At 40.7% G+C, this 12,622-nt stretch carries 14 protein-coding genes; 1 reads left to right on the top strand and 13 read right to left on the bottom strand.

Annotation, left to right across the window (positions count from 1 at the left end; all coding sequences use genetic code 11):
- Positions 1–355, top strand: a 355-nt coding sequence (locus LJE11_RS11145; RefSeq protein ID WP_195280255.1) for a hypothetical protein, incomplete at its 5' end; no start/stop codon positions are given.
- A gap of 105 nt (positions 356–460) precedes the next feature.
- Here the strand turns inward: LJE11_RS11145 and LJE11_RS11140 are convergent.
- From LJE11_RS11140 to LJE11_RS11080, 13 genes are all read right to left on the bottom strand, one after another.
- Positions 461–724, bottom strand: coding sequence for a hypothetical protein (locus LJE11_RS11140; RefSeq protein WP_008703683.1), 264 nt, complete (start codon positions 722–724; stop codon positions 461–463).
- A 24-nt stretch (positions 725–748) separates the two neighbouring features.
- Positions 749–1,303: an SGNH/GDSL hydrolase family protein gene (locus tag LJE11_RS11135; RefSeq protein ID WP_008703684.1), complete on the bottom strand. Its 555-nt coding sequence runs from the start codon at positions 1,301–1,303 to the stop codon at positions 749–751.
- 3 nt (positions 1,304–1,306) lie between these two features.
- Positions 1,307–1,834: an O-acetyl-ADP-ribose deacetylase gene (locus LJE11_RS11130; RefSeq protein ID WP_008703685.1), complete on the bottom strand. Its 528-nt coding sequence runs from the start codon at positions 1,832–1,834 to the stop codon at positions 1,307–1,309.
- A 190-nt stretch (positions 1,835–2,024) separates the two neighbouring features.
- Positions 2,025–2,963: a translation elongation factor Ts gene (gene tsf, locus LJE11_RS11125; RefSeq protein WP_008703687.1), complete on the bottom strand. Its 939-nt coding sequence runs from the start codon at positions 2,961–2,963 to the stop codon at positions 2,025–2,027.
- Positions 2,964–3,063: 100 nt separating this feature from the next.
- Positions 3,064–3,807, bottom strand: coding sequence for a 30S ribosomal protein S2 (gene rpsB, locus LJE11_RS11120; RefSeq protein WP_008703689.1), 744 nt, complete (start codon positions 3,805–3,807; stop codon positions 3,064–3,066).
- A 326-nt stretch (positions 3,808–4,133) separates the two neighbouring features.
- The gene (locus tag LJE11_RS11115) at positions 4,134–4,901 is read right to left on the bottom strand and encodes a pseudouridine synthase (RefSeq protein WP_008703690.1); all 768 of its coding nucleotides are present in this window, start codon (positions 4,899–4,901) and stop codon (positions 4,134–4,136) included.
- Complete coding sequence (locus LJE11_RS11110) at positions 4,898–6,955, bottom strand: DUF6449 domain-containing protein (protein ID WP_144136632.1); 2,058 nt, start codon at positions 6,953–6,955, stop codon at positions 4,898–4,900. Before LJE11_RS11110 ends, LJE11_RS11115 begins: the two co-directional genes overlap by 4 nt.
- Positions 6,930–7,832, bottom strand: coding sequence for an ABC transporter ATP-binding protein (locus LJE11_RS11105; RefSeq protein WP_055058424.1), 903 nt, complete (start codon positions 7,830–7,832; stop codon positions 6,930–6,932). Before LJE11_RS11105 ends, LJE11_RS11110 begins: the two co-directional genes overlap by 26 nt.
- A complete protein-coding gene (locus LJE11_RS11100; protein WP_019162114.1) occupies positions 7,829–8,203 on the bottom strand; it encodes a GntR family transcriptional regulator in 375 nt (124 codons plus the stop codon). The genes LJE11_RS11105 and LJE11_RS11100 overlap by 4 nt, the downstream gene beginning before the upstream one ends.
- A 350-nt stretch (positions 8,204–8,553) precedes the next feature.
- Positions 8,554–9,324: a CPBP family intramembrane glutamic endopeptidase gene (locus LJE11_RS11095; RefSeq protein WP_227295984.1), complete on the bottom strand. Its 771-nt coding sequence runs from the start codon at positions 9,322–9,324 to the stop codon at positions 8,554–8,556.
- Between the two features lie 68 nt (positions 9,325–9,392).
- Positions 9,393–10,040 carry an HAD-IA family hydrolase gene (locus LJE11_RS11090; RefSeq protein ID WP_227295983.1) on the bottom strand — a complete coding sequence of 216 codons (648 nt, stop codon included), beginning with the start codon at positions 10,038–10,040 and terminating at the stop codon, positions 9,393–9,395.
- A 66-nt stretch (positions 10,041–10,106) separates the two neighbouring features.
- The gene (locus tag LJE11_RS11085) at positions 10,107–11,135 is read right to left on the bottom strand and encodes a hypothetical protein (protein WP_173704538.1); all 1,029 of its coding nucleotides are present in this window, start codon (positions 11,133–11,135) and stop codon (positions 10,107–10,109) included.
- Entirely contained in the window at positions 11,119–12,375 is a 1,257-nt protein-coding gene (locus LJE11_RS11080) for a serine/threonine protein kinase (RefSeq protein WP_173704537.1), read from the bottom strand. Before LJE11_RS11080 ends, LJE11_RS11085 begins: the two co-directional genes overlap by 17 nt.
- Positions 12,376–12,622: the final 247 nt, after the last annotated feature.

The raw sequence follows: 12,622 nt of genomic DNA, 5'->3' as shown, positions 1-12,622 counted from the left end.
CGTTTCTTATTCTCTTGGTATCAATGCAATTAATTTCACCTACGAATATGTCAATGGAAAATTTGTTCCGACAAGCAGATATGGATCTTACAAAGAAATATATTCCGCAGATGGAAGCAGCCGACATTTCACAGTAAGCAGTGATCTTCCGGCGTATACCAGACCAGGCGCTACTGCGGTAAACACAACACTGAAAACCGGATCATTAACGAAAATCATTAAATGTGCACTCATAAGCGGAAAGATGTATATTCAGTTAGAATGCGATGGAGAAATCTACTGGATTAAAGCGCTGGAAAATCCACCGATTTCTGATAACGAAAGACAATTTATGGAAGTTAGATATGCAGGATGATATCATACTCTCACTATTTTACAAAAAAATCATAGGTTTAATTCCCAAAAGCCACCAAGAGATTTTTCTTCTCTCCTGGCAGCTTCTCTTCATTATATCATTAAATTATTGTACAACACTCATGCTTTCATCGATCCAGTTCTGAACCATCGCAGCACTTACTTTAAGATAGTGGGCTATTTTTTCAGCTTTCATTCCATCCGCAGCCATGGACAAAGCAGTTTCTTTTGCCTGTGGCACCACGATTTCATAAAAATAGAATCCCAGATAGCCGATATTTTCCAACTTGATGATGACAATACTCCTGTATGAGAGATAAAGCCCAAAAGAAAAGCAGTTTGAACCGAGAGTAACTAACTCGATAATCAAGCTACTTTTTTCATATCACGTTATTCAATTCATCAAGACTTCTGCAATTATCTCTGCTGCTATCTGGGAACCTTTTTCATTTGGATGGCACCCATCATCCGCATAAAGATTTACTTTATCTGAAAGTTCATAAAATTTCTTTCCAACATCTGCAATCAAAGTATGGTTTCTATCTGCTGCTAGGTGATAAGCTTCATACAGTTTCTGATACATCTCATCATAATCCATTCCAAAAGTTTCCAACTTCTTTCCTCCACGTTGATATGCCCAGGTCGCATAAAAAACTGGCTTTGCTCCATTCTCCCTGATCTTCTCACAGAGTTTTTCTGCATTTTCAAGGAAACTGGCTTTTGATGTAATTGGACCATTGCTCATTTCCTGTAAAATGACAAAATCCCATTTTTCATTTTGCAAAGCTTCCTGTGTACGCTTTCCCATCTTTGTTTTCGGATTTAACTGATCTGCCAATCGTTCCCCTCCACGGGTATGTTGCACAATCTCTGCACCGGTCAACTCATCCAACATGTCCGGCATATGATTTGCCGTTGTAAAACTGTTTCCTAACATCAATATTCTCATCTTCTATATTCCTTTATTATGCGCATTTACTTCTATCGCATAAACCAATTCCGTATGTTCATCAAACAAAACCCACTCCACCAGATCAAAATCATCTGGATGTTCCTTCAAAAATCCAGCAACTGTATTTACTGCAATTTTTGTTGCAAGTCCAACCGGAAATGAATACACTCCTGTAGAAATTGACGGAAATGCGATTTTTCTGATTTTGTGTTCCAGTGCCAGCTGCATAGAAGATAAATAACAGCTTGCAAGTAATTCTTTTTCATTTTGATTCCCACCATTCCATATTGGTCCTACTGTATGGATAACATACTCACAAGGGAGCTTATATGCTTTTGTAATTTTTGCCTTCCCTGTCTCACATCCATGTAATGTTCTGCATTCTTCCAAAAGTTCTGGTCCTGCTGCTCTGTGAATTGCTCCATCCACACCTCCGCCACCAAGAAGTGAATTATTCGCAGCATTTACGATTGCCTGAACATCTGTAATTTTTGTAATGTCTCCTCTGATTGTTTTCAACAATTCCATAATTTCTTTACTCACACTTTCTGTATTCTTCCAAAATGTCATTTGCTCCATAGATATTCTGGGAGTGTTCCATATTGCTGTTGCACATATTATAATGTAATATATGAAGTGATGTATATAAGAAAAACCCTTGAAAATACTGGATTTTCAAGGGTTTTAAGACTCTTTTTAAAGTTCTGCAAAAACCAGATTACTGTGCCATCTGTTTTGCAACTTCTTCTGCAAAGTTCTCTTCTTTCTTTTCGATACCATCACCTGTCTCGTAACGTACGAAACCTTTAACAGTGATCTTAGCACCGTTTTCTTTAGCAACCTGCTCTACGTATTTAGCTACAGACTGTTTTCCGTCTTCAGCTTTAACGTATGTCTGGTCAAGAAGGCAGATTTCTTTAAGCTCTTTTTTGATACGTCCTGTAATCATTCCTTCGATAACCTTAGCCGGTTTCTGGGATTCTTTCGGATCGTTCTGAATCTGAGCCATAAGGATTTCTTTCTCATGCTCAATGTATTCTGCGCTTACTTCGCTATCGCTTGTGTACTGTGGTTTCAGAGCTGCAATCTGCATTGCTACGTTCTTAGCCATTTCTTTAACAGCATCGTTAACTACGTCTGTTTCAACGTCTACAAGAACACCGATCTTACCGCCCATATGTGTGTAGGAAGCAACGAAACCGTTCTCTTCTGTAACCTGAGCAAATCTTCTGATGTTCATGTTCTCGCCGATAACTGCGATCTGAGCTGCAAGAGCTTCTTTAACAGTCTTAGTTGTATCAAGTGCCCATGCTTCTGCAAGGAAAGCATCGATATCTGCTGCTGTTGTGTTCATAGCCTGAGCTGCTACATCTGCAACGTAGTTCTGGAATTTTTCATTCTTAGCTACGAAGTCTGTCTCAGCGTTAACTTCTACAACAACTGCTTTCTTTCCGTCTTCGGAAACTAAAGTTTTGCAAAGACCTTCTGCTGCTACACGGCTTGCTTTCTTCTGTGCTGTAGCAAGACCTTTTTCGCGAAGGAATTCTACTGCTTTATCCATATCACCTTCTGTAGCTGTAAGAGCTTTCTTACAATCCATCATTCCGGCGCCGGTCATTTCTCTTAATTCTTTTACCTGTGCTGCTGTGATAGCCATTTCATTTTCCTCCTGAATAATATTCGTAAATCGCCCGGAGGGGCTTTTCCTTTTTCAATGACAGGAAAGCCTGTCGGCTTTCCTGTACTGGTTCAAAAAATTATTCTTCTGTAGCTGCGAACTCTTCAGATTCAGCTTCGATTTCACCGTCTGCATCTGCAGTACCCTGTTTTGCTTCGATAACAGCGTCTGCCATTTTGGAAACGATTAATTTTACTGCACGGATTGCATCATCGTTACCCGGAATTACATAATCCAGTTCTTCCGGATCGCAGTTTGTATCGCAGATACCGATAAGCGGGATTCCTAATGTATGAGCTTCCTGTACGCAGATTCTTTCTTTCTTAGGATCTACGATGAAGATTGCATCCGGAAGTCTCTTCATTTCTTTGATACCGCCGATGTTTTTCTGTAATTTTGCAAGTTCTTTTTTCAGCTCAATAACTTCTTTCTTAGGAAGAACGTCAAATGTTCCATCAGCTTCCATAGCTTCGATTTCTTTCAGTCTTGCAATACGGCTCTGGATAGTTTTGAAGTTTGTAAGCATACCACCTAACCATCTCTCGTTTACATAGAACTGTCCGCAACGCTCTGCTTCTGTTTTGATAGCATCCTGAGCCTGTTTCTTTGTTCCTACGAATAAGATGCTTCCACCGTCTGCTACGATATCAGCGATTGCATTGTAAGCATCGTCAACCATACCTACAGACTGCTGTAAGTCGATGATGTAGATACCGTTTCTCTCTGTGTAGATGTATGGAGCCATTTTAGGGTTCCATCTTCTTGTCTGATGTCCGAAATGTACGCCTGCTTCTAAAAGCTGTTTCATTGAAATAACGCTCATGTTTGTTCTCCTTTTTTGGTTAATTTCTTCCGCCCGGTTCTTTTTCCTGGGGACCCAGCCTCACACCGCAGGGCACCATCCGCGGGAATCTCCGAACGTGTATATTTTTGCATGCACAATAGATGCGCATGACTCGCAACTTCTGTAGTATAGCATACAAAAACCCTCCATGTAAAGAGGGTTTTTTGCAAATTTTTTATTATTTTTACAGTTTCTTCCAGGTTCTGATCTGCTTCTGACAAACTCAGTTTCCTGCACTTTACCGACACATGTTATAATGTCCATTATATCAGCGGACAATCAACCATGTATTCTTACAATTTTACTTATTTTATGACAACACTTTCTTTTAATCTCTTTTCTTCTTCTGCAGTCAACTGTCGGCATTCGCCTTTTTTGAGATCATCCGGCAATGTCAATACTCCCATGGAAATTCGTTTCAGATAGACGACTTTCTTTCCTACTGCTTCTGTCATTCGCTTGACCTGATGGAATTTCCCCTCTTTGATCGTAAGCTGAATTTCTGATGACCATCCTGACGGGTACTGTTCCAGTTCTGTCTCTTCAACTTTTCTTGTACTGAGGATCTTCAGTTTTGCCGGCATTGTGGGATTTTTTTCTCCGATTTCCAGACCATCTGCGAAGCGCTGCACATCCTCTTTGGTCATACATCCGTCTGTAACTGCATAATAGGTCTTGTCCACATGTTTCTTTGGAGAAAGCAATTCATGCGCCAGTGCTCCGTCGTCTGTGATCAGAAGCAGTCCTTCCGTATCTTTGTCCAGTCTTCCCACCGGAAACAGGTCTTTTCTGTCTGATGCTACAAGTTCCATCACTGTTTTGTCCCGCTTATCTTCTGTGGCACTAACATACCCTGCCGGTTTGTGCAGAAGATAATAGACAAATTCCGGTGCCTGGGAAATTCTGTTTCCGTCCAGAACTACTTCATCCTCTTCACTGACCTTGATCTCCGATTTCTTTGCAGGCACACCGTTGACCTGGACTTTTCCTTTTTGAATAAATTTTTTTACCTCACTTCTGGTTCCTGCTCCTGCATCTGCCAGGAACTTGTCCAGACGAACTGCTTTCTTCATTCTTCTTCCTCGCCAGTTTCTACTATTTTCTTTATAAATTCCGGCTCTTTCGCTTTCAGTACAGCAAACTCTATTCCGTTTAGCGATTCTCCGGCAGACTCTGTACTGTTCAGAGCCACTTTCACACTCACACCCGCCTCCGTTTCCAGCCATGCCGGACACTCCCATTCACGGATCAGGCTCTGGGCTAATTCTTCTTTCTGTTCAGAATCTGTGACATCCATTTCTTCTGCATTATATGTCACTGAATAATCGTACTGTTTCAGATTTTCTTTTTCCATAACAAAAGCATAACCTTTTTCTTTCAGGAAAACAAGTGTCCGCTTAAATGTCGGGAAAATATATCTTCCTACTTCTGCATAGGATTCCGGTGCAATATGCTCATCCATATCTGCATAGGAAGTAGCGTAAAGCTCCATCTGTCCACACGGGATTCCTATAAGTTCCTGCGGTGAGGCTTCTGCTATATCCTGTTTCAGCAGATCCAGCAGCTTCTGACTGTCAGATTTTTCCAATGTTACAGAGTACTGATCATCTAATTCATTTAAAGGATCTACTGTTATAAAAGACACTTTCTGTCTGTACTTTTCCAGAATATCATATTTATTATCTTTTAATGTTCCCTGCTCATAGCATGCTTCCAGCAGTCTGCCAAGCTGCTCCGCTGTCACTATATATTGTCTGGTAATATCGAAACCGCTCTTCTTTTTAAACTGAACTCCTATTTCTGTTCCGCTGCACTCCTTACTGTTCTGATAAGACGCAATTTCTTTTAACACTTCATAGATTTTATCTGACATTCCTGCATCTGTCCATCTGCCATAATTTCCGCCCATAAAATAAAAGAGTCTGTCCAGTTTATATGAACCAGAACTCACTTCCATCTGCGGTTCATTCACACTCTCAGTTCCTATCCACTCCAGATTCAGGCTGATTCCCTCAGTTTTTGCCATTGTCGGAATTCTTGTATCATATCCGATGGCATCTGTGTGTAATATCCAGGCACTGACAGCTACACATATTCCCAAAAGCAGAAGCTGCAGCTTATGTGCTGCCATTTTACGGAAATCCATTGCAAAAATAACCTGCAAAATTCCATAAAATACAACTGTCCCCAGCACAAGCCCGAATATCCACCAGCCAGTCCTGTTCTCTTCCGGTCCGATCAGCGCAAACATCGTTCCAATTGCCAGAGCAGCAGGGATTACGACCATAAACAAAAGGATTGGTTCCAGAAATCCGTAAACAAAAGATTTTCCTGTTTTCTCAGCTGGACGCTTTGTATATGCCAGATATGCACATACTGCCAGAACAATCAGAAGCAGTATCCCGCCCACTATAATGATCCAGAAATTCTTTTGTCCTGAATAAGTCCGCAATGCCACGGAAATAGATACAGGTGAAAGAAAAACAGATATCTTTTCTGCCATTCCCTCTTTAAGTCCCATATTCGTTCTGAAATACATCATTTCCAGCACCCATAAAAGAATGCCCAATACCGGTCCGTAAAGGTAAACACAGCATAATGACAGAATACCTGCCAGAATATTTCCCGCAATTGCCAGTGCCAACACTGCTCCGAAATACAGCAGCAGATACATAAGCAAATGTTCCAGAAACATTTTCCCCGCTGCCGTGATCAGATGACTACCATGTCCTTTGCTGACTGCGATCGCCATTGTGATCAGTTCCATGATCACATATGGAACCAGATACAGCACCAGACCTCTGATTGCTTTTTCCCAAAAGGACCTGCTTCTTGTTACCGGAAGACTGTGATAAAAATCAATTTTATCTCTGGAAAAAAGATACCAGAATTCATTCAGGGCATTTACAACGGCCGCAAGCATTGTAACCAAAAAGCCTGGAACTATCAGATAGGAACAGATCATGGCAAAAGTCATCCTGTGGATTTCATCCGTCTGATTTCCGATCAGCATCAGTTCTGCTACCGGAAATGCAACCATAAACCCCAGTAACAACAGCACCAGAATCCAGGTACTGCCTTTTAAGCTGCTTCTTAATGATCTACCAGAAAATGTTTTTGACTTCATAGCCTGCCACCTCCGTTTCGCTGATAAATATCTCCTCCAGTGTCAATGGAATCACTTCGCAGAATATTGGATTCTGTGTCTGTACTTTCTGAAGTATTTCTTCTCTGGTCCCTCTTGCAGTAAGTATCAGAAGTGATCCCTGATGTTCTTTCTTTAAAACGTCCAATTCTTTCAAAAGTGCTTCTTCTTTTGTCTGATCCGGCAGTACACACTGGATCTTATGGATATGGAATTTCATGTCTTCCAGTTCTCTGGATAAAAGAATTCCTCCTTTGTGCAGGAATCCTACATGGTCACACACGTCCTCCAGTTCTCTCATATTATGAGATGCGATCACCGGGGTAAAATCCCGATTCATGATTTCAGACACAAACAGACTCTTTACTGCCTGACGCATGACCGGATCAAGTCCATCGAACGTTTCATCGCATAACAGATATTTTGTCCCTGCACTGATTCCCATAATGACCAGAAGCTGTTTCTTCATTCCCTTGCTGTAGGAACTGATCCTGCGTTTCTCATCCAGATGAAACTGGTCCATTAATTTACTGTAACGGTCAGTCATAAAGTCCGGATAATATTCTCTGTAGAAATCTTTCAGATCTGCTGCCGTATATCCCTGTGGAAAATATCCACCGTCTGAAATGTAAAATATCTGCTGTTTTATCTTTTCATTCTCATAGACCGGTTCCTGATCCACCAGGATTTCTCCTTCGTCCGGCTTTATCACTCCGGCAGCCATTCGAAGCAGCGTGCTCTTTCCTGCACCGTTGGTCCCTACCAGTCCGAAAATCTGGCGTTCACCGATTTCCATTAATACATGGTCAATGGCATGGATCTCTCCGAAAGCTTTACTGCAGTTTCTGATCTCTATCATGATTCGTCCTCCTTTTCAAAGATTTCCGCAAGCATTTTCTCCAGTTCCTCTCTGTTGAATCCTGTGTTTCTGCCTTTCTGTATCAGTGCTGTGAATTCTTTTCGGTAGCTCTCTCTGTTTATCTTCTGTACCTGAGAGCTGTCTGCTACGAAATTTCCTCTGCCTTTTACAGGATAGATCAGTCCCAGTTTCTCCAGCTCCATATATGCACGCTGGATCGTGTTGGGATTGACGGACAGTTCTGTGGCAAGCTGCCTTACTGACGGCATCTGCGATCCCGGCGGCAGGACACCGTTCAGGATTAGGATCTGAAATTTATCTGTAACCTGTTCATAGATTGGACGCCTGTCCTGATAATCCAAAACAATCACTGGTGATTCCTCCTTTCTGTTACGTGTTTCATGATGTGTTGTTTTATTTTATGTGTGTATTTAGTGTATTAGTTGTATTGATACATTCATAATACAGAATACTGTTGTATCTGTCAAGTACTTAATAGCTAAATACTTATTTGTCAAACAGATATTCTCTGTTTAATTCAGTAAAAGGTTATTTCCGAATCCTAATCAAACTGTTAGGTTTTACTCTTTCCAGTACATCTAAATTTCCGTATACTGATTATTTTCTTTTTGCCTTAACATAATCTTTTTTCTAATAACAAAGACACCTGCATGTGTACTGTCATTCCACAATTGCAGATGTCTTTATCTTGTCTCTATTTTTATATCATTCTTTTCTTTTTTCTTATACTGCACATCTTTTCGAAATGGGTAAGGCAATATACCACACTGATCAACAGAATCAGATAGATCAATATGAGAATCTGTACCCCATATTTCATGGAATACAAATCCAGTGCATATTCTGAGATAAGCAGTGACCAGATGTTTGCTCCCATATGGAGCAGCATACTGCTGTAAATATTCCCACTCATCTCCAGTATCCACGCAAATGCTGTTCCAAGGATACTTGCGTAAATTCCCTGTACGATATTTCCGTGATAGATACCAAATATCAACCCGGAAATCACTGCTGCCACCGGCAGCTTCATCCAGTCACGCAGACGCAGATAGATTAACCAGCGAAAGATCATTTCCTCTGCTGCCGGCGCAACGATTCCCATCCAGAAAATCATCATAAAAAGTGATTTTCCTTCTGTAATTCTGGTCATACTCTCCTGATAGGTGCTGCTGTTGATAAATGACTGAAGTATTGCCATCAGGAAGTTTCCATATTGTGCAAATCCGGCTCCTGCCAGAAGTAAAAGAACTGTTTCCGATATAGAAAGCGGTACTTTTTTCTGCGCCGGGATCAGGCCGCCGGCAATTCTTCTAACTTTATCTCTTCGATAAAAATACAATGCCGGGATCATAGCCAGGATTCCTGTTAAGCCTGTGAGAAAAATCGTGTAATTATAGTATGTCTCTGCCGAATTTTCTGCTGTTCTTGCAAATACTGCCAACGCAGTCCCTGCAACGATCTGCGAAATCACAAAATGGATTCCTGCCGGATATCCTGCCCTCCAGATTTTAGAAACAATATTTTGTTTTCGCAGAGGGCTCAGGCGAAAAAATCTACGATTCCTTCTGCAGAATCAACGATTTTCAGAGGTTTTGCCTGTTTAAGCTCTTCTTCAGTTCCATATCCGAAAGAAACTGCAATACATTCCAGGCCAGCTTTGCGTGCTCCGTATACATCATGTTCTTTATCTCCAACCATAATAACCTGATCTCTGTGTTTGTCCATATTCAGACGTTTCAGAACATCTTCGATCACTTCTGTCTTGTTTGTTCTTCGACCATTCAATTCGCTTCCGCCGATTTCTGTGAAGTACCGGGCAAGTCCAAAATGATCCAGGATCTGTCTCACATATACTTCCGGTTTAGAGGATGCTACTGCGAGAATATATCCTTTCTTCTCCAACTGTGCCAGCATGTTCTCAATTCCCGGATATACGGCATTTTCAAAGATTCCTGTCACAGAATAGCGTTCTCTGTAAATTTCCACCGCCTGTTTTGCGGTTGCCTCATCAATCTGTGCATATTGCATAAACATCTCCATAAGCGGCGGTCCTATGAAAACCTTCAGTTTCTCAAGGTCCGGTTCAGGCTTTCCAATTCTCTCCAGTGCATACTGAACAGATTTCGTGATACCCTCTCCGGATTCTGTTAATGTTCCATCTAAATCAAACAAAATTACTTTGTACATAGGTTCCTCCTGTCTCAGAAAAATTGATATAATATGATAAATTATAGCATTGTTTTCCTGAAGCGTCTATGAGGAAAAAATCCGGGGATTCATTTTTATCAGCTTTCCGCCTTGAGAGATAACCAACAATTCTATTTCTTTTACATTTTCATCTTCCGTATCCGGTATGATCCAGTCTCCTTCCCAATGCCAGGGACATTCTGTTTTGTTAAGCCGAAAAGAAAGAATCTGAACAGAGCCCCGGGATATTATCTGAATTCGCGGGGTATGGAAACTATCTGTATTTTGTGTGCAATGAAACTTAACAGCTTCATCTTTTACATGCGTGTATTCAACAGTATCCCCCTGGTTTTCTTTATTCTGAAACACTTTGGAATTACCTGTATTCTTGTTTTCTTTTTCTGTTTTCTTTGCTTTATTTTGTTTCTTCTTATTTTTCTTTTTTGACGGCTTAGGAGTTGGGGGCTGAGTTGATTTGGGTGTTTTTGTCGGCTTCGGATTTTTCGCAGGTTTAGGTGTTGGTACAGGTATTGATGTTGGGGTGGGTTTTTCTGATATCTTAACAGCGGATTCATTATCCGTCCGGGATGTTATCTGCATATTGTTATCTGTCTGAGGTTGAGCGTTCCATGCAGAATTATTATTCCGGGCATTATTACTCTGAACGTTATTATTCTGGGCATTATTATTCTGGACATTATTATTCTGAGAATTATTATCCCACTGAGAATTATTGTTCCATTGACTGCTGTTATTCCAGTCAGTGTTATTCTGCTGTACACCATTCCATTGCTGTATATTATCCTGTGTTCCGTTTCCTGTATCAAAATCATACTGATATCCATTGTCCTGCGTCTGATCGTTCTGTGCAGGAGTTTCTGATGTGTTGTCTCCAGTCTGCCGGTTATTTTCCCATGTATTCTCCCAACTGCTCTGATTCCACTGCTGTTCCTCATGCCATTGCCAGCTGCTGTTTTCTCCATTTCCTACATCAATATCAAAACCTCCCATCTGCATGGCAGAGATAGTCGAAGTCAGGCACAGGCATAAACATACAAATGTCACAATCCAGAGTCTGTTATGATTTTTCTTCACTCTTAGTCATCTCCTTTTCCCACAATCTCAGATTTCTGCTGACTGTATCGTCTAACATTGTTTCTTTCGACTTATATTCTGTCCATAGTGCCTGACCGGCTTCCTTTTGCCAGGTACGGAACAGGAACATTCCATATTCACCGTATCCGGCTCTGTAAGTTTCATCATAAAGAAGTATTTGCTCATAGTAGAATCCTGCATTTTCATAATTTTCCTGGTACTCACTGTTTACTGCCAGAAGCTGTAATATCTTTCTGGACTCCTCTTTTTCAGTGCATTGTTTTTGTAATTTCCGCAGTCCGGCATCTGCCTGTTCACAAATTTTTTCCCTGTCCACTTTACTGCCGTTTTGAAATTCTTCCTGATAATAAAGGTCTGTAATATCAGTTAGCTCTTCATAAAAATCAAATGTTTTGGAGCCGGATACCAGATCAGAACTAAACAGAAGAAAAACAGTTATTACTGCAAAAGCAATACTGCTCCCTGCCAAAACCAACATGTTTTTAATTTTACTCTGATTTTGTCTCTTCTGGATTCTGCTTAGTTTTTTCTGTACAGTCTTCATATTTTGATAACGCATTTCCGGTTTCTTCATGCAGCATCTGAAAATAAGCCAGAATAATGACATGTTCCGGATGAATAACAGACAATCTGTTTTTCCACATAAGGCAGATAATGTTTTTCCAAATGTATAAATATCTGTTGCTGCATTTATCTTTCCCTCATATTGTTCCGGCGCAGCAAAACCGGCAGTGCCTGTACATACTTTATGGTGATATTTATATCCGTTTACAGCACCGCCCAGATCGATCAGATATAATCTTCCATTCTCACCCAGCATCAGATTGTCAGGCTTCAGATCTCCATAATAAACCGGTGGTTTCCGACCATGAAAATAGGAGAATACATCTGAAATCTCCATTCCATATTTAACGATTTCATTTATGGAAAAATGTTTTCCGCCTCTTAAATACTCACCCAGAGATTTTCCCCTGACATATTCCATAACAAGGTAACATTTTCGGTTATCTTCTATGTAATCTATCATCTTTGGCAAAGACGGATGCGAAAGTTTCAAAAGCATACGGGCTTCACTTTTGTCGGATACCGGTATTTCTTTTACCGCCCACAAAACGCCCAGTTCCAGGTCTCTGGCAAGGTAAACTTTCCCTCCGCCGCCTTTTCCAACAGGATCCAGAATACAGTAACGCCCTTTTAATACAGTTCCAGATAAATTCACTGGTTCACCTCCTGTTCAATTGTCAAACAGATAAAATCATCAGATTCGCTACTTGCTCATAACCGAATAACTGCTCCGCAGTTTATCTGAGTCAAGCAGATATTCACAATTCGTTTAAAATAAAAATGGAAAATGTGATGAAAGAATTTCATCACGTATAGATTAGATAAATACATGATAGCACACTTCGTTCTTTTTGAAAAGCCCCATTTACAATATATGTAAACAGGGCTTAGTATACCAACAA

The organism is Blautia sp. DFI.1.216, from assembly GCF_020594215.1.
Taxonomy (GTDB): Bacteria; Bacillota; Clostridia; order Lachnospirales; family Lachnospiraceae; genus Blautia_A; species Blautia_A wexlerae.
Note: the sequence above shows the minus strand (reverse complement) of the source record. Positions and strands in the feature narration are given on the sequence as shown.